This window comes from Aeromonas sp. FDAARGOS 1403 (assembly GCF_019047325.1).
Classification (GTDB): Bacteria; Pseudomonadota; Gammaproteobacteria; order Enterobacterales; family Aeromonadaceae; genus Aeromonas; species Aeromonas dhakensis.
In genome coordinates, this window is sequence record NZ_CP077249.1 from 2,282,617 (window position 1) to 2,299,978 (window position 17,362).

Below are 17,362 nucleotides of genomic sequence, written 5' to 3' on the forward strand. Positions count from 1 at the left end.
CGATTAATTCCAGTTTAATGCAATGGCCCCCCACCCTTGGGGCAGGAAGCAAGGCCAGCGGAATGGCCGACAACAACAAACTCAGGAAGAGTGAATGAACCTCGCCAAAACGGCGATCGAACGTCCCATCTGGGTGGCGGTCTCGATCGTGCTGATTTTTCTGCTGGGCCTGCTCAGCATCCGGGGGCTGCCGATCCAGCTGTTTCCCGACATCGATCGCCCGCACCTCAACATCTCGGTGGACTGGCGCTCGGCCTCACCCCAGGAGATGGAGTCGGAGATAACCGACCCCATCGAGCAGGAGATGCAGGGGGTGCAGGGGCTCAAGAACCTCACCAGCAACAGCTTCCCCGGCTTCACCGAGATCGATCTGGAGTTTGCCCTCGGCACCGACATGCAGCGGGCCCAGCTCGACGTCATCTCCCGCCTGAACCGGGTCTCCGGCCTGCCGGACAAGATTGGCGGTCCCTACGTCAACAACTACAGCAGCAACGACACCCTCACCTTCTTCTTCATCCAGCAGCTGCCCGGCGCCAAGGGGCCGATCGACGATCACCAGGCGCTGATCGAGGCGCGGATAAAACCCGAGCTGGAGCGGATCCCCGGGGTGTCGACGGTCGACATCCAGGGGATCAACGAGCGCCAGATCCAGATCCGCTTCGACCCCTACCGCGCCGCCGAGCTGGGGGTGGAGATCCCGGTGCTGGCCAGCCGGGCCAGCACCGGCTGGGACGTCTCCGCCGGCACCCTCGACATCGGCCGCTGGGAGTACAAGCTGCGCTTTGCCGGCCGCTACGACGTGGCGACCCTGGGAGACAAGGTGGTGGACTGGCGCGACGGCCTGCCCATCTATCTGCGGGACGTGGCGGAGATCCAGCTGGCCCGGGAGGAGAACCCGGTGCTGCGGATCCAGAACGGCAACACCGCCATCGCGGCGCAGATCTTCAAGGAGAGCGGGGCCAACGCCCTGGCGGCGCTGGAGGCGATCAAGCTCAAGGTGGGCGAGCTCAACCGCGAGGTGCTGGAGCCGGTCGGCCTGCACATGGAGCAGTCGTTCGACGCCTCTCTCTATATCAACCGGGCGGTGAGCATGGTGACCGCCAACCTGGGGCTCGGCGTGCTGCTCTCCTGCGCCATCCTCTGGGTCTTTCTGCGCCGGCTCAAGGCGACCCTGATGATCGCGATCGCCATCCCCATCAGCATCATGCTCACCTTCTGTCTGCTCAAGGTACTGGGGCGCACCCTCAACGTCATCTCGCTGGCGGGCATCGCCTTTGCGGTCGGCATGGTGCTCGATGCCGCCATTGTGGTGCTGGAGAGCATCTACCGGCGCCACGAGCGAGGGGATCTGAGCAAAGGGGAGGCGGCGTTGGAAGGCGCCAGTCGGGTGTGGACCGCCCTGGTGGCCTCCACCCTGACCACGGTCGCCATCTTCCTGCCGGTGCTGCTGCTCAACGACGTCGAGGGGCAGCTGTTTGCTGACCTTGCGCTCACCATCGCCTGCGCGGTGACCGTCTCCATGCTGGTGGCGGTGACCGTGCTGCCGGCGGTGGCGGCGCGCTGGATGGGGCGCGAGCGGCTGACTGATCCCTATGAGAGGCTGTGGCAGGGCACCACCCGCCACGTGATCCGCTGGACAGCAACGCCCCGTCGGCGCTGGACCGTCATCACCCTGATGATGAGCCTGCCGGCGCTGGCGACCTGGGCCCTGCTGCCGAAGATGGACTACCTGCCGGACGTGAAGCGCGACGCGGTGGATGTCTGGATGAACTTCACTCCGGGCTTCAACCTCAAGGCCCAGCGCGAGGAGGTGATCGACACGCTCATCGCCAGACTGGATCCCTATATGAAGGGGGAACAGGAGCCGGCCCTCAAGAACTACTACATATTGCGCTACCCGGGTGGCGCCCAGATCGGGGTGCGGCCGAAAGAGGAGGACCAGATCAAGGTACTGGAGCAGCTGCTGATGAAGCAGTTGCTGGTGGGCATCCCAGATACCCAGGTGTTTGGCGGTCAGGGGTCGCTGTTCGGCGGATTTGACAGCGAGAACGGCATCTCCCTGTTGCTGCAGGGGGGCGATCTGGTCGAGCTCTACCGGGCGGCGCGGGCCGCCATGGCCATCGTCAAACAGGATCTGCCAGGGGCCCAGGTCAGGCCGCAGCCGGATCTCGATTTCACCGCCCCCGAGCTGCGGCTGGTGCCGCAAGACAGGCGCCTCGCCGAGGTGGGTTGGGATCGCACCCCCATGCCCGCCATCATCCAGACCTTCGGCGACGGGCTGCGGGTCGGCGAGTATTTCGACGGGGAGGAGCGGCTCGACATCATGCTGATGGGGCAGACCTCCGTTAACCCGGACGAGCTCAAGGCAGTGCCGCTGGCGACCCCGTCCGGGCGCATCGTACCGCTCGGCGAGCTGCTGCGGGTGGAGCACGACATGGGGCCGGCCAGCATCTTTCGGGCTGACGGGCGGCGCAGCATCAGCCTGCAGATCTCACCCCCGGCGGGGATGAGCATGGAGCAGGTGCTGGACACCCTGCAGAGCAAGAGTTTTGCCGCCATCCGGCCGCTGCTGCCGGCCGGCGGCGAGCTGCGGGTCTCCGGCAATGCCGACAGTCTGCAGCAGGCGCTCGGCAACCTGGGGGCCATCTTCCTGTTTGCGGTGATGATCCTGCTGATCCTGTTGTGGGGGGTCTTTGCATCCCTCAAGGATGCGGTGCTGGTGCTGCTCACCCTGCCGCTCGCCACCGTCGGCGGTGTGCTGGCGCTCTACCTGAGCGGCCTGCTGGTGCCGTTGCCGATGGATCTGCTGACCATCATCGGTTTCGTCATCCTGCTGGGGCTGGTGGTCAACAACGCCATCCTGCTGGTGCACCAGACCCGCACGGCGGAGCGGGAGGGGATGAGCCGCCAGCAGGCGGTGGCCGATGCCCTGCAAAGCCGGATGCGACCCATCGCCATGACCAGCCTCACCAGCATCTTCGGCATGCTGCCGCTGATGCTGAGCCCGAGCGAGGGCAGCGAAATCTACCGGGGGCTGGCCACCGTCATCGTTGGCGGCATGAGTTGCAGCACCCTGTTTACCCTGGTCCTGCTGCCCGCCTTCCTGCGGCTGGGTGAGCGGGTCGACGTGCCGCAGCCCATTCGGCAGCGGGCCTGAGCAAGGAGCTCATCGATGACACACGGTTTTACAAGGATGGTTGTGGGCGCGGCGCTGCTGGCGGGGGGCGTGTTCCCTGCGCTGGCACAGGGCAAGATGGTGACCCTGGCGGACGTGACCCGGGGGGAGGCGGCGGCCAGCATCTGGGTCAGCGGTACGGTGGCGAGCCGCCAGCAGGCGGCGCTCAGCGCCGAGGTGAGCGGCCGGGTGGAGTGGATCGCCGAGTTCGGCAGCCGGGTCAGCAAGGGGGATGAGCTGCTGCGCCTCGACAGCGCGGCGCTGCGGCTCTCGCTGGAGCAGGCTCAGGCCGAGCAGGCCAAGTGGGAGAGCAACGTGCGCTTCGCCCGCGCCGAGTTTGGCCGGCTGGCGACCCTGCATCGCCAGAAGAGCGCCTCCCAGAGCCAGTATGACAAGGCGCGCTACGACGTGGAGCAGGCTGAACTGGCCGAGCGGTTAGCGCGGGTGCAGGTGCGCCAGATTGAGGAGCAGCTGCGCAGAAGCCACATCTTCGCGCCGTTCGACGGGGTGGTGAACAACCACTTCATCCAGCCGGGGGAGCACGTGGATGCCGGCGAGCAGGCGCTGGAGCTGGTCAACCCCGATCAGCCCGACATCCGCCTGCAGGCCCCCATCGTCTGGGCCGGCCAGCTGGCGCCCCAGACCCGGCTGCGGGTGGAAGGGGATCAGCTCAGCGGCCACGGGGTCTACTACCAGCGGGCGGCCAGCGCCGATCCCAAGTCGCGCCTCATCGAGCTGCGCCTCAAGCCGGAGGGGGGGCGCTTCATCATCGGCTCGCCGGTGCGGGTGGCGTTGCCGCTGGCGGAGCAGCAGACCATGTTGCTGCCGCGCGATGCCCTGGTGCTCAACACCGAGGGGAGCGTGGTCTATCAGGTGGAGCAGCACGGCGAGGAGCTCAAGGTAAACCGGGTGCCGGTGACAGTGCTGTTCGGCGACAGCCGGCAGGTGGCGGTGAGCGGGGCGCTCAAGCAGGGTGACAGGGTGGTGGTGCGCGGCGCCGGCAGCCTGCAGGATGGCGACAAGGTGGAGCTGTTTCGCGGCTGATATTGCTTGGTCACCATGAAAAACGGCTCCCGCGGGAGCCGTTTTTGTTGCTGGCAGGAGGGGCGATTACTCGACCATCATCACCTTGCAGGTGTTGGTGCTGCCGACGGTTTCCATCTTGTCGCCGTGGGTGAGCAATACCATGTCGCCGCTTTGCAGCAGCCCCTTGGCCTTGAGCACATCCAGCGCGTCGCGGCACACTTCGTAGACCGGCTTGGTCTCGTCGCCGTCAAACAGCACCGGAGTGACGCCGCGGTAGAGGTTGGTCCAGGCCAGGGTCTTGTTGTGCGGTGACAGGGCGAAGATCGGCAGGCCGGAGCTGATGCGGGACATCAGCAGCGGGGTGGTGCCCGACTCGGTCAGCGCCACGATTGCCTTGACCCCTTCCAGGTGGTTGGCCGCATACATGGTGGACATGGCAACCGCCTCTTCCACCGAGGTGAAGGTGTAGCTCATGCGGTGGTTGGAGACGTTCAGGCTCGGGTGCTTCTCGGCGCCCACGCAGACGCTGGCCATGGAGGTAACGGTCTCGATGGGGAACTGGCCGGCGGCGGTCTCGGCGGAGAGCATCACCGCATCGGTCCCGTCCAGCACGGCGTTGGCCACGTCCATCACTTCGGCACGGGTCGGCAGCGGCGCGTTGATCATCGACTCCATCATCTGGGTGGCGGTGATGACCACCCGGTTCAGGCGGCGGGAGTGGCGAATGAGCTTCTTCTGCACGCCGACCAGCTCGGGATCGCCGATTTCGACGCCCAGATCACCACGGGCCACCATGACGGCATCGGAGCCGAGGATGATGTCTTCCATCGCCTCGTCGGTGGCGACGGTTTCGGCGCGCTCGACCTTGGCCACGATCTTGGCGTTGGAGCCGGCTTCGCGGGCCAGCTCGCGGGCGTAACGCAGGTCATCGCCGCAGCGGGGGAAGGAGACGGCCAGGTAGTCCACGTTCATGCGGGCGGCGGTCTTGATGTCTTCCTTGTCCTTCTCGGTCAGGGCCGGGGCGGAGAGGCCGCCACCCTTCTTGTTGATACCCTTGTTGTTGGAGAGCGGACCGGCCACGGTGACCGTGGTGTAGATGCGGGTGCCTTCGACCTGCTCCACTTTCAGTTGCACGCGGCCGTCGTCCAGCAGCAGGATGTCGCCGGGCACCACGTCATTGGGCAGGCTCTTGTAGTCGATGCCGACCTGCTCCTGGCAGCCTTCACCCTTGCCGAGGGCGGCGTCGAGGATGAATTTGTCGCCGATGGCCAGATAGATCTTGCCGTCCTTGAAGGTGGAAACGCGGATCTTGGGGCCCTGCAGGTCGCCCATGATGGCGACGTGACGGCCCAGCTTGGCGGCGATGTCACGCACCTGGTTGGCGCGCAGGATGTGGTCTTCAGCAGTGCCGTGGGAGAAGTTCATCCGCACCATGTCGGCACCGGCACGGATGATCCCCTCGAGGATCCCTTCGCGATCGGTGGCCGGACCGAGTGTGGTTACAATCTTTGTACGTCTTGGCATGAAAGACTCCAGTTTTGAAGTTGATATGACTTGAGATACTGCCCCGTCAAGCGCATGACCCATTGCGCCCGCTTGCAAGCCATCTGGGTGGCTTTTGTTACTAAATTACAATACTACACCAAGGAAGGTGGCAGAGACAGCCGGGGGCCGGGGCCCCCGTTGTTCACGAAGAGTGGGGGGTATCAAAGCGGGATTCGCGCAAACCTTCTTTGACTTTCTTCAGGTTTTCGCGAAATTTCATGCCGCGGCGCAGGGTGAAACCGGTTGCCAGCACGTCCACCAGGGCGAGCTGGGCGATGCGCGAAGCCATCGGCATGTAGACATCGGTGTCTTCCGGCACGTCCATGGAGAGCACCAGGTTGCACTCGCGCGCCAGCGGGGAGTCCTTGGCGGTCATGCCGATGACGGTGGCGTCGTTTTCACGGGCCAGCGCGGCAATCTCCACCAGCGCCTTGGTGCGGCCGGTGTGGGAGATGAGCACCACCACGTCCCCTTCGCTGCTGTTGATGCAGCTCATGCGCATCATGACGATGTCGTCGAAGCTCACCACCGGGATGTTGAAGCGGAAGAACTTGTTCTGGGCATCGCGGGCGACGGCGGAGGAGGCCCCAAGGCCGAAGAAGCTGATCTTCTTGGACTGGGTCAGGATGTCGACGCAGCGATTGATGGCCGAGATGTCCAGGCTATTCTTGGCGGCATCGAGGCAGGCCATGGTGGATTCGAAGATCTTGGCGGTATAGGTATCGGGCCCGTCTTCTGCCTCCACGTGGCGGTTCACATAGGGCGTGCCGTTGGCCAGGCTCTGGGCCAGATGCAGTTTGAAATCGGGAAAGCCCTTGGTATCGAGCCGGCGACAGAAACGGTTGACGGTCGGTTCACTGACGTCAGCCATCTTGGCGAGGGTGGCGATACTGGAGTGGATGGCCGTCTGTGGGGAGGCCAGGATGACCTCGGCGACTTTACGCTCTGATTTACTGAAACTTTCCAAATTATTAGTAATTTTATCAAGGGTATTCATCATCACCACCAGGCGTTTTTGTAATTTAGCTTCAGTGTCTTTGCACTAAATTCATGGCTAAGCAGGTTTCCAATCAACTTGATGACTATACAAGACAAGCTCTTATCGAAACTAATCTCGGCCCTGCAAAGTATGACTCATGTCTAATTATTTCGTTGTTTTGGTTACAAACTTCCAGTCATTCCGTGAAAGCGCTTACAAATGTTGCAAAGCAACAACACTGTGAGCGGGCGCACAGTTGCACCCATCAAACGCGCCGCAAGGGGAGGGGCTCGGGTAGAATTGGCACCAAATAATAAGTGCGGGACGGTAACGGCCGCCCCGACCCCAGTAACGAAGGAGTTGTTTTATGCAGCATACCCATGCGCTGGTCGGCGACGTAGGCGGCACCAATGCCCGGTTGGCCCTGTGCGAGCTGGCAACCGGCACCATTTCCCAGGCCAAGACCTATTCCGGGCTGGCCCATCCCACTCTCGAAGCCGTGGTTCGCCTCTATCTGGATGAGCACAAGGTGCAGGTGGGCGAAGCCTGCATCGCCATCGCCTGTCCCATCAACGGCGACTGGGTCGCCATGACCAACCACAGCTGGGAGTTCTCCATCAGCGAGATGCAGGCCAATCTGGGTCTGACCCGGCTGCAGGTGATCAACGATTTTACCGCCGTCTCCATGGCGGTGCCCGTGCTGGAGGAGAGCGATCGCATCCAGCTGGGTGGCGCGTCCCCCGTGGCCGGCAAGCCTATCGCCATCTACGGGGCCGGCACCGGCCTTGGCGTCGCCCACCTGGTGCAGGCGGGTGAGCTGTGGCTGAGCCTGCCGGGCGAAGGTGGTCACGTGGACTTTGCCGCCAACAGCGAAGAGGAGGATGCGGTGCTGCAGGTGATGCGCGCCGAGCTGGGTCACGTCTCGGCCGAGCGGCTGCTCTCCGGCCCCGGCCTCGTCAACATCTACCGCGGTCTGGTGAAATCCGACGGCCGCGAGCCGCAGGCGTTCGAACCCAAAGACATCACCGAGCGCGCGCTGGCGGGCGAGTGCCTGGACTGCCGTCGCACCTTGAGCCTGTTCTGCGTGCTGATGGGCCGTTTTGCCGGCAACCTGGCGCTCAACATGGGCACCTTCGGCGGCGTCTACATCGCCGGTGGCATAGTGCCGCGCTTCCAGGAGTTCTTCATCGGCTCGGGTTTTCGGGTGGCCTTCGAGGACAAGGGGCGTTTCAAATCCTATCTCAAGGATATCCCGGTCTTCCTCATCACCCATGAAGGGCCGGGCCTGCTCGGTGCCGGTGCCTATCTGCGCCAGTCGCTGGGCATCAAGTTGTAAGCAACGACAGGGCGGGTGACGCAATGGCCATGGTTCAGCCTTGATTCAGTGACCATGGCGTAGAGTGTCCCTACGTACTCAAGAAGAGAGGGCGCCATAAGGAATTGGGACTTCTCTTCATCCGCTGGGTGCGTTTGTCACCTGACAAGCCTGAACTGTTTCACCGGCCCTTGCGGCCGGTTTTTTTATGCCCGCCGTTTACTGCCGGTCTGTTTTGCTGGCGACAGCCGGGTTTGTAAGAGGTTGTGGCGGGGCCACAATGCAGTGCGCCTGCCGGTTGGCAGGCGCACTGGGTGAACAGGAATGGGCTCAGGGCAGGTCGAGGGTGAAGCGGGCGCCGCCGAGCGGGGACTCGTCCACCATGATCTGGCCGCCGTAGCTGTGCACGATTTCGGTGACTACCGCCAGCCCGATCCCCTGGCCGGGGGAGCTGTCGGCGCGCACCCCGCGCTGGAAGATCTGCTGCGACTTGCCCGGGTCGATGCCGGGGCCGTCGTCCTCGATCTCGATCCGCAGCCGGTCGAGCCGGCGGCTCACCGTCACCTTGATCTCGCTGATGGCGAACTTGAAGGCGTTGTCGAGCAGGTTGCCCATCAGCTCCATCAGGTCCCCCTGCTCGCCGGCGAAGAAGACGTCGTCGTCGAACTTGAAGCGGGTCTGCAGCTTCTTGTGGCGATAGACCTTGGCGAGGCTGGCCAACAGCTTCTCGATGAGGGGCACCGGCTCGGTGCCCTTGCTGGCGAGGCGCTTGCGGCCGGTGACGGCGCGGCGCAGCTGGTACTGGATGATCTGATCCATGGTCAGGATCTGCTCATTGATGTTGTCGTGAATGTCGCGCCCGAGCTTGACCTCCTGCGCCGTCATCTGGATCAGCGCCAGCCGGGTTTTCAGACTGTGGGCCAGGTCGTTGAGGGCATGCTGGTAGCGCTGGGTCTGCTGGCGCTCGTTCTCCAGCAGCTGGTTAACCGACTCGGTCAGCGGCGTCAGCTCCCGCTCATAGTCGTTGGAGAGCGCCTCCCGCTTGCCGGCCCGGATCTCGTCGATCTGGCGCGCCATGGTGCGCAGGGAGCCCAGGCTCCAGAAGCTGGTGAGCAGCAGCAGAGCGCCGAGCAGGGCGTAGGCGAGCAGGGCCTGGCGGATGCACTGGTAGAGGTAGTCGCGGGTCTGCAGCAGGTAGCGCTTGGCCGAATCGACCATCACCACGTAATAGGTGGTGGGGCCGTCACCGTGGTTGCGCAAGAAGCGCAGGCTGTAGATGAAGTAGCTCTCGCCATTCTTGATGGTGAGGCGCTTGAAGAAGTAGTCCTGATCCAGCCCGCCCAGGTACTTCATCAGATCGTCGCAGATGGAGTCCTTGACCTGGATCACCTCCGGCATGTGCAGGCTGGACCAGCTCAGCTGGCCGTCGGCCCGACAGATCAGGGTGTCCAGGTTAGGGTCGATGGCATCCGGTGTGAGCCGGCCCAGATCCGTGCTGGCCTGGGCGTCCGGCATCTTGGAGGAGAACAGCTTGGAGAGGTTCTCCTGCATGCGGGTGCTGGCCTTCTGGGCCTGCTCATCGGTGTGGCCCAGATAGAGGATGTAGACCGAGAAGGACATGATGAACGCGATGACCAGCATGGCGCTCAACATCAGCTTGATGTGCAGCGAGCGGCGGATGAAGCGCATGGGGCGCGGCAGACGAAAGCCCATCAGCTGCACGACAGGTTGAAGATGTAGCCCTGGCGGCGGATGGTGGAGATGGGCTGGATGAGCCCCTCCGGATCCAGCTTCTTGCGCAGCCGGCTCACCATCACCTCTATGGTGTTGGGGTCCCCCTCGCCGTCGCCGTAGAGCTGATCCAGCAGTTGCTGCTTGGAGACCACCTGGCGGGCGTTGCGCATCAGGTATTCGAGGATCAGGTACTCAAAGCTGGTGAGCACCACCGGCGTACCGGCGATGGTCAGCTCCTTGCGGGAGAGATCCAGCTCGTAGTCGCCAGCCTTGACCCTGGGGGAGATGAAGCCGGCGCTGCGGCGCACCAGGGCGTTGAGGCGGGCCAGCAGCTCGTCCTTCTGGAACGGCTTGACCAGGTAGTCGTCCGCCCCCGCTTCCAACCCCTCCACCTTGTCCTGCCAGTTGCCACGGGCGGTCAATACGATGATGGGGAAGGGGATCTGCTGCTCGCGCAGCTGGCGGATGAGCTGCAGACCGTCCATGTCCGGCAGGCCCAGATCGATGATTGCCACGTCGATGGGGTAGTCGGCGGCGTAATGGAGCGCCACCTGGGCGCTCTCGGTGCTGTGCACCTGATTCTGGGCTTCGGTCAGCAGGGTGGTGAGGTGGTGATTGAGCAGCTTGTCGTCTTCGACCAACAAAATTTTCATAAGGTGCGCGATCATGGGGATCCAGGCTGTCAATTAGAGGGCTTATGACGGGGAGAGTCAATCCGGATCCTAACAGCCCCGCCTGTATCGGGACTGAATCAGCCCGCCATTATTCACAACCCAGTCATTAGCCGGTACGGGCCATGGCCGGTAGCTCGTCATCAGAGGTCTGCTGGCGCCACAACCTGGCATAGAGCCCCTCGCGAGCCAGCAGTTCATGGTGGCTGCCCGACTCCACTATCTGCCCCGCCTCCATCACCAGGATACGGTCCGCCTCGCGCAGGGTATTGAGGCGATGGGCGATGCTGATGAGGGTGCGGCCGCGGCGGATCGCCGCCATGTTGGCCATGATGGCCGCTTCCGACTCATAGTCGAGGGCCGAGGTGGCCTCGTCGAGCAGCAGGATCCTGGGGTTGACCAGCAGGGCGCGGGCCAGGGCGATGCGCTGGCGCTGCCCGCCCGACAGGCGGGCTCCCTTCTCTCCCACCTGTTGCTCGAAGCCCTGGGGCAGCTCGCGAATGAAGGTGAGGGCGCCGGCCAGCTGCGCCGCCTGCTCCAGCTCGGGCTGAGTGGCATCGGGGCGGCAGATGCGGATGTTGTCGGCGATGGTGCCGGAGAAGAGCACGCTTTCCTGCAGCACCACGCTCATGTTGCGGCGCAGGGAGACGGGATCGGCGATGGCGAGATCCATGTTGTCCACCAGCACCTGACCATGTTGGGGCACATAGAGCCGCTGCAACAAACGGGTGAGGGTGCTCTTGCCGCAGCCGGACGGGCCCGTGATGCCGATAAACTGCCCCGGCTCGATGGCGAAGGAGAGGTTGGCCAGCACCTCGGGGGCATCCGGCTGGTAACGAAAGCGGATGTGGCGAAACTCGATGGCGCCTTGAAGGGCAGGCACGGAGGCGAGCCCGTGGTTGCCATGCTCCGGTGCCTCGTCGAGGATGTCGCCGACTCGGCGCAGGGCGATCAGGGTGTGCTGAAAATCCTGCCACACCTGGGCAAGGCGCAGCACCGGCTGGGTGACGTGGCCGGCCAGCATGTTGAAGGCGACCAGCTCCCCCGGGCTCATGCGACCGTTCAGTACCTCGCCGACCCCAAGCCAGAGCAGCAGGGCGGCGGTGAGCTTTTGTACCAGGTCGATACCCTGGCCGGCCGCCAGTCCCACCTTCTTGGCCTGAAAGCCACGCCTGAGCTGACGCGCCAGCAGGCGTTGCCACTCCTGGTAGAAGCGGCGTTCGGTGGCCGTGGTCTTGATGGTTTCGATGCCAGTGACCGCCTCGGTCAGGAAGCTGGTGGCATCGGCATCCGCCTGATACTCCGCCTCGACCTTCTTGCGCACCAGGGGGCCTATCAGCAGCCAGAGCAGGAAGTAGATCAGCAGCGAGCCCAGCACGCAGGCGGTCAGGCGCGGGGCATAGTGAAACATGACCCCGACGAACAGCAGAATGAACAGCAGATCCAGCACCAGCATCAGGGTCGAGCCGGTGAGGAATTGGCGGATCTGGGCCATCTCCTTGACCCGGGCGATGATCTGGCCGGTCTGGCGGGTCTTGAAGTAGCCGATGGGCAGTCCGACCAGATGGCGATAGAGCTTGCCGGAGAGCTCGGCATTGACCTGGTTGGCCAGATGGCCGAACACCTGGCCGCGCAGAAAGCCGTAGAGCGGCTCGGCGCAGGCCAGTGCCACCATGGCCAGAGCCAGCACGTGCAGGCTGCCGAGGCTGCGTCCCACCAGCACCTTGTCGATGATGTTCTCGAACAGCAGCGGGCTGGCGAGGGCGATGAGCTGCAGCAGAATGGCGAAGCAGAAGACGTCCCGCAGCTGTTTCTGCTGGCGCAGCACCGCCGGGCTGAACCAGCCCAGCCCGAACTTGACCTCGGCCGGGGTGAGATCCTGCTGGGCCAGCAACAGAAAGTGCCACTGCGCCGCCTCGGCTTGGCTCGGCAGCGGCTGCAGGCTGCTGGTGCCGCTGGCGGGATCAAACAGCTGCCAGCCCGCTGGCGTGATGGCAGTGATGGTGTACCAGCGGCCATCCCGCTTGAGCAAGGCCGGCAGCGGCAGCGCCGCGAGCGGGCAGCCAGGCCCCTGTGACAGGGCACTGCGCAGGCCAAGGTGGGCGGCGGCTTCCCGCACCGTCAGGTCGGGCGGTGCCAGATCGCAACCCAGGGCGTGGGCCAGCTGATCGGCATCGGCGGTCAGCATCAGTTGATGGGCCGCGTGGGTGAGGGCGGCGAGGGCGCCATTGGCGACGGGAGTGCGGTCGGCGGCGTGGGTCTGATCCATCTTCATCGCTCCCGCAGCGCCTCGGCCTGATACTCGCGAATGGGGCTCAGCAGGTAGTCGATGACCCGGCGCCGGTCGGTCTTGATCTCCGCCACCACCGACATGCCCGGAGTGAGCCTGACGGGCTGGTTGTCGATCAGCATCTCGCCCTGGCTCAGCTTGACCCTGGCGGCAAAGACCAGCCCCAGCTGCTCATCGGCGGTGGCGTCGCGCGACACGCTCACCAGCTCGCCATCTATGGTGCCGTAGCGGGTGTAGGGGAAGGCGTCCACCTTGATGCTCACCGCCTGCCCCTCGTGCACGAAGCCGATGTCCTTGTTGAGGATCTTCACCTCGGCGAGCTGTACCCCCTCGTTGGGTACGATGACCAGCAACTGCTGGGCCGGCTGCACCACGGCGCCCTGGGTGTGGATGGCCAGCTGTTGTACCGTGCCGGCCACGGGGGCGCGGATCACCTCCAGGTGCTCCCGCTCGCGCAGCTTGGCGAGCTCCTGCTCGATGGCGGTGAGCTGCAGCCTGGCCTGCTGGCGCTTCTCGATCCACTCCCGTTGTTTCTGTGCCTTGAAGCCGGCCAGCCGCTCCTGCAGGCTCTGCTGCTGGGATTGCAGCACCTCCAGCTCCGCCCGCTGCTGGGCGAGCTGGCGCTGGGTCTCCAGCAGCTCTTTTTCCTGCTCCAGATACTCCACCCGGGAGATGGCCTGGGACTGGCTCAGGGTCTGACGGGCCTGCAGGCGGGGCCGGATGTTGGCCAGCAGGGTAGTGAGGGAGGCCATGTCGCCTCGTCTGGCGGCCTGGTTGGCCTGGTTGACCCCGAGTTCGGCCTGCAGATTGCTGAGGGTACTGTGAAATTCGTGCAGCTCGCTCTGGTAGTTCTCCACCAGTGCCTGCTGCTGCTCCGGGGTGAGCCTGGCATAGTCCGGATGCTGGTCGGGCGCCTGCTCCCGGTAGAGCGCCTGATAGCGGATCAGCGTCTGGTACTGGAAGGCCTGCTGCTGGCGCAAGCGGCTCAGATCCTGGCTGACCCCTAGCGTATTGAGGGTCAGCAGCGGCGCATCGGCGGCCACCACCTGACCGTCTTCCACGTGGATGGTCACCACCCTGGCCTGCTCGTAGGACTGGATCAGCTGGCTGCGGCCAAGCACCAGCAGGCGGCCGCTGGCGGTGGCCTGGATGTCGAGCTCGCCCCAGCAGGCCCACAGCAGGGTCAGCAGCACGCCGGCACTGAGGGTCAGCGCCGTGATGCGGGCAAAGGGAGAGGGGGGCGTCTCGGCCAGCGCCAGGTGGGCCGGCAGAAAGCCGTAGTGGGTATCCGCCTGCCGGGGTGGACGGGGTTGGCGCCAGCGGGCCAGCCAGGTTCGCAGATTCATGGGGTCTCCTCGTGCAAGTCCTGCTGCAGCCGCCACAAGCGGGCGTAGTGCTCTCCTCGCGCCAGCAGGCTGGCGTGGTCGCCCTGCTCCACTATCTTGCCGCGCTGCAGGACTATGATGCGGTCGCACTGGCGCACGGTGGAGAGACGGTGGGCAATGGTGATGACGGTGCGGCCGCAGGCGATCTGGCGCATGTTGCGCTGGATCAGGGCCTGCGACTCATCGTCGAGGGCGCTGGTGGCCTCGTCGAAGATGAGGATCCTGGGGTCGGCCAGCAGGGTGCGAGCGATGGCGAGGCGCTGGCGCTGGCCGCCGGAGAGCGAGCTGCCCCCCTCCGCCAGCACTGTGTCATAGCCAAGGGGCAGCCGCAGAATGAAGTCGTGGGCGCCGGCCAGGGTGGCGGCCCGGATGATCTGGTCCAGGCTGGCATGGGGCACCGACTGGGCGATGTTGTCCCGAACCGACTTGTTGAACAGGTGGTTCTCCTGCAGCACCACCCCCATCTGCTGGCGCAGGTGGTGGAGGGGGAGCTGGCGGATGGGCTGGCCGTCGATGAAGATCTCGCCCTGCTCGGGCTGATAGAGGCGCAGCAGCAGCCTGGCCAGGGTGCTCTTGCCCGAACCTGAGCCGCCGACCACCCCCAGCGTTTCGCCGGGCGCTATGGTCAGGGAGAGATCATCGATGATGAGGGGGGCGTCCGGCTGATAGCGAAAGCGCACCCGCTCCAGTTGAATGGCGCCGGCACTGACGTGACCCGCGCCGTCACGCTGATGCTCGGGGGGCAGGTTGAGCATGTCACCCAATTTGTCCACCGCGATCCGGGTCTGGATGAACTGGCCCCACAGCTCCACCAGCCGTGACAGGGGCTGGGCCACGTGGCCGGCCATCATGTTGAAGGCGATGAGCTGGCCTATGGTGAGCTGCAGGCTGATCACCTCGCTCGCACCGAGCCAGAGCACGCCGGCGCTCACCAGTTTTTGCAGCCACATGACACCGTGCTGGGAGGCGTTGTTGAGCTGCTGCACCCGGTAACCGGCGGTCACCATCTGGCTGGTCTGCTCATCCCAGCGCCGCACGAAGCGCGGCTCCAGCGCCAGGCTCTTGAGGGTCTCGGCGCCGGCGACCGTCTCGTTCAAGAAGGCGGTATTGGCGGCGGCGTGGCCGAACTGCTGTTCGACCGCTTGCTGCATGCGCGGCGTGATCCACCAGGCGATCAGCACATAGGCGGGGATGGAGAGCAGGATCACCAGAGTCAGCATGCCGGAGAGGCTGGCCATGACCGCCAGGAAGACGAACATGAACAGCACGTCCACCGTCAGGGTGAACATGGTGCCAGTCAGGAACTCGCGGATGGTGTTGAGCTCCTGTACCCGGGTCACTATGGCCCCCACCTGGCGGCTCTTGAAATAGAGCAGGGGCAGGGCAAACAGGTGCTGCACCATGCGCAGGCCGAGCTGGATGTCGATCCGGTTGGCGGTGTGGGCGTACTGATACTCCCGCAACCCGCGCAGGCAGACCTCCACCAATGCGGTGATCAGCAGCCCGAACACCAGCACGTCCAGTGTCGACCAGGCCTGATGCACCAGCACCTTGTCCATGACGACCTGAAAAAAGAGCGGGGAGATCAGCGCCAGGAGCTGCAAGACCAGTGAAAAGAGCAGTATCTCCCCCAGCAGCCGCTTCTGCTGCAGGAAGGCGGGAATGAACCAGCGGATGTCAAAGCGGCTCTGTTGCCTGCGCACTTCATAGACACACCCGTTCCAGCGAGCCAGCAACTCCTGCTGGCCGATGATTTGCGGGTTGCCGACGGCGGGGTCCAGGATCAGGGCCTGTTCCCCCTGGCGCTGGGCCAGCACGAAGGGGGCGCCGCTGTCACTGAGCAGCACCAGGGGGAGCGTCTGTTTGGCGAGTTTGCGGGGAGCAATGTGACGTTGGCGGATCCGGCTGTCGGTCTGCTGCTGCAGCCTATCGATAATAATATCAAAGGGTTCGTCTGGCGTGATATCTATATCTTTAGGGGGACAGCCCAATAATCCGGTAATAATCTTCAAGCATGCCAAAACAGACTCGTCATGCGCAGTCATAATATACCCCGTTGCCGCGTTTAAACCCCTCCTGTTTATATGGGGCAAGGTGACCTGTTGCAGGCAGGGCGCGCATACTAACGAGCCGATAATTCCCTGTCAAATTTTATATACACTGACAAACTCCATAATAAATTATTGAGTCCATATATCCTGACGTGTTCCCAGGAGGTGTGCCTCAATTAACCTTAATGAGTTCATTGATATTTATTTTGACGTAATTACTCTATTTTTGAATCATTGTTTAATTGAACCGGCTAATATTTTCAAATATGGTAAATATAGCGAAAAATGAGATGTTAGCGCCATGTTGATTTATCTTTGGCGGGATTTTTGTTTTTTGTTTTACCTTATATTTATTGATAATGGAATTTATATGACAGAGCAGTTTGTACAGACAGTATCCAGCGTCAACTACAACAAGGGTATTTTTTCCCTCTATTTCGTCGGCCAAGATCCGCTCAAGATGGCGCAGGGCGTCATGGCGGAAAGTGACAATGAGCTGGCGCTGAAACAGACGGTCCACATGCCGGCTGCTGGCTTTATGTATATGGTTTCAATGATAAAAAACATGCTTGAAGACCCGCGCATGGCCGCCGAGTTCGACAAGCTGATTGCCGCAGGCCTGATCCCGGCCGCCCCTGCCGATGCGCAGGAAAGCGCTCCTGCCGCCACAGCACAGGCTGCACCGCGCAAGAAGAAATAAATTTCCGGTTTGGGGAGTCAATGCACTTGGTATTGCAACCAACGGAACCGAACTGGCAACAAAAACAACATATGTTGGGAGGAGTCATGCTGCTCAGTCAGCACTCCTCTCTCCATCGGCGTTATTCCGTCGCCGAGTGGCAGCAACGTATATTGCCAGCATTTGAGTTGAACCAGTTCTGCTATTATGAAGACTCACACGGACGCCCGGTTGCATTTTGTAACTGGGCGTTTGTCTCTTTATCCATTCGTAACACCTTGCTGGCCGCCGAGCGCGAGCTGATCCGTGAGGATTGGCAATCCGGCGACCATATTTTTATTCCGGAGATGATAGCGCCATACGGACATGCCCGCGCCGTGGTGAGCGATCTGCGTCGCCGGATATTCTTGCCATGGAAAGGGCAGCGGGTCTGCACCGTGCGTGGTCATGTTCATGCCGAGCATGGTCAATGTGTTCGCAGGGTGCAGTGGTTTTCCATTTAATCATAATGA

General features: G+C 63.3%; 12 protein-coding genes. 5 read left to right on the plus strand and 7 right to left on the minus strand.

Annotated features, from left to right (window positions below; all coding sequences use genetic code 11):
• Window positions 1-94: 94 nt before the first annotated feature.
• Together I6L33_RS10900 and I6L33_RS10905 are read left to right on the plus strand one after the other, a co-directional pair.
• A complete protein-coding gene (locus I6L33_RS10900; protein ID WP_216974044.1) occupies window positions 95-3,157 on the plus strand; it encodes an efflux RND transporter permease subunit in 3,063 nt (1,020 codons plus the stop codon).
• 15 nt (window positions 3,158-3,172) lie between these two features.
• Window positions 3,173-4,219, plus strand: coding sequence for an efflux RND transporter periplasmic adaptor subunit (locus I6L33_RS10905; protein WP_017766576.1), 1,047 nt, complete (start codon window positions 3,173-3,175; stop codon window positions 4,217-4,219).
• A 66-nt stretch (window positions 4,220-4,285) separates the two neighbouring features.
• On the opposite strand, the gene pyk is transcribed toward I6L33_RS10905, so the two are convergent.
• Both pyk and I6L33_RS10915 read right to left on the minus strand, forming a co-directional pair.
• Complete coding sequence (pyk, locus tag I6L33_RS10910; RefSeq protein ID WP_216974045.1) at window positions 4,286-5,725, minus strand: pyruvate kinase; 1,440 nt, start codon at window positions 5,723-5,725, stop codon at window positions 4,286-4,288.
• Window positions 5,726-5,888: 163 nt separating this feature from the next.
• Entirely contained in the window at window positions 5,889-6,743 is an 855-nt protein-coding gene (locus I6L33_RS10915; protein ID WP_005298732.1) for a MurR/RpiR family transcriptional regulator, read from the minus strand.
• 349 nt (window positions 6,744-7,092) lie between these two features.
• Between I6L33_RS10915 and glk the strand changes: the two genes are divergently transcribed.
• Window positions 7,093-8,061: a glucokinase gene (gene glk, locus I6L33_RS10920; RefSeq protein ID WP_123245795.1), complete on the plus strand. Its 969-nt coding sequence runs from the start codon at window positions 7,093-7,095 to the stop codon at window positions 8,059-8,061.
• Between the two features lie 309 nt (window positions 8,062-8,370).
• Here glk and I6L33_RS10925 read toward each other — a convergent pair whose 3' ends face one another.
• The 5 genes from I6L33_RS10925 to I6L33_RS10945 all read right to left on the minus strand — a co-directional run bounded on the left by I6L33_RS10925 (window position 8,371) and on the right by I6L33_RS10945 (window position 16,165).
• Window positions 8,371-9,753, minus strand: a complete 1,383-nt coding sequence (locus I6L33_RS10925) for an ATP-binding protein (RefSeq protein ID WP_201892281.1) — start codon at window positions 9,751-9,753, stop codon at window positions 8,371-8,373.
• A complete protein-coding gene (locus I6L33_RS10930) occupies window positions 9,753-10,427 on the minus strand; it encodes a response regulator transcription factor (protein WP_010634645.1) in 675 nt (224 codons plus the stop codon). Before I6L33_RS10930 ends, I6L33_RS10925 begins: the two co-directional genes overlap by 1 nt.
• Before the next feature lie 127 nt (window positions 10,428-10,554).
• Entirely contained in the window at window positions 10,555-12,714 is a 2,160-nt protein-coding gene (locus I6L33_RS10935; protein WP_128830427.1) for a type I secretion system permease/ATPase, read from the minus strand.
• Window positions 12,715-12,716: 2 nt separating this feature from the next.
• On the minus strand, window positions 12,717-14,081 hold the full coding sequence (locus I6L33_RS10940; protein WP_019839633.1) for an HlyD family type I secretion periplasmic adaptor subunit: 1,365 nt from the start codon (window positions 14,079-14,081) through the stop codon (window positions 12,717-12,719).
• On the minus strand, window positions 14,078-16,165 hold the full coding sequence (locus tag I6L33_RS10945; protein ID WP_216974046.1) for a peptidase domain-containing ABC transporter: 2,088 nt from the start codon (window positions 16,163-16,165) through the stop codon (window positions 14,078-14,080). Before I6L33_RS10945 ends, I6L33_RS10940 begins: the two co-directional genes overlap by 4 nt.
• Window positions 16,166-16,472: 307 nt before the next feature.
• Between I6L33_RS10945 and I6L33_RS10950 the strand changes: the two genes are divergently transcribed.
• Together I6L33_RS10950 and rtxC are read left to right on the plus strand one after the other, a co-directional pair.
• Complete coding sequence (locus tag I6L33_RS10950) at window positions 16,473-16,871, plus strand: peptide chain release factor 1 (protein WP_080689684.1); 399 nt, start codon at window positions 16,473-16,475, stop codon at window positions 16,869-16,871.
• A 20-nt stretch (window positions 16,872-16,891) separates the two neighbouring features.
• On the plus strand, window positions 16,892-17,353 hold the full coding sequence (gene rtxC, locus I6L33_RS10955; protein ID WP_010634639.1) for an RTX toxin-activating lysine-acyltransferase RtxC: 462 nt from the start codon (window positions 16,892-16,894) through the stop codon (window positions 17,351-17,353).
• Window positions 17,354-17,362: the final 9 nt, after the last annotated feature.

What these genes read in the sequence shown, in the direction of transcription:
- I6L33_RS10915 (WP_005298732.1), bottom strand. Translation starts at nt 6,743, where the DNA reads ATGAATACCCTTGATAAAATTACTAATAATTTGGAAAGTTTCAGTAAA.
- I6L33_RS10900 (WP_216974044.1), top strand. Translation starts at nt 95, where the DNA reads ATGAACCTCGCCAAAACGGCGATCGAACGTCCCATCTGGGTGGCGGTC.
- rtxC (WP_010634639.1), top strand. Translation starts at nt 16,892, where the DNA reads ATGCACTTGGTATTGCAACCAACGGAACCGAACTGGCAACAAAAACAA.
- pyk (WP_216974045.1), bottom strand. Translation starts at nt 5,725, where the DNA reads ATGCCAAGACGTACAAAGATTGTAACCACACTCGGTCCGGCCACCGAT.
- I6L33_RS10935 (WP_128830427.1), bottom strand. Translation starts at nt 12,714, where the DNA reads ATGGATCAGACCCACGCCGCCGACCGCACTCCCGTCGCCAATGGCGCC.
- I6L33_RS10945 (WP_216974046.1), bottom strand. Translation starts at nt 16,165, where the DNA reads ATGACTGCGCATGACGAGTCTGTTTTGGCATGCTTGAAGATTATTACC.
- I6L33_RS10930 (WP_010634645.1), bottom strand. Translation starts at nt 10,427, where the DNA reads ATGAAAATTTTGTTGGTCGAAGACGACAAGCTGCTCAATCACCACCTC.
- glk (WP_123245795.1), top strand. Translation starts at nt 7,093, where the DNA reads ATGCAGCATACCCATGCGCTGGTCGGCGACGTAGGCGGCACCAATGCC.
- I6L33_RS10940 (WP_019839633.1), bottom strand. Translation starts at nt 14,081, where the DNA reads ATGAATCTGCGAACCTGGCTGGCCCGCTGGCGCCAACCCCGTCCACCC.
- I6L33_RS10950 (WP_080689684.1), top strand. Translation starts at nt 16,473, where the DNA reads ATGTTGATTTATCTTTGGCGGGATTTTTGTTTTTTGTTTTACCTTATA.
- I6L33_RS10925 (WP_201892281.1), bottom strand. Translation starts at nt 9,753, where the DNA reads ATGGGCTTTCGTCTGCCGCGCCCCATGCGCTTCATCCGCCGCTCGCTG.
- I6L33_RS10905 (WP_017766576.1), top strand. Translation starts at nt 3,173, where the DNA reads ATGACACACGGTTTTACAAGGATGGTTGTGGGCGCGGCGCTGCTGGCG.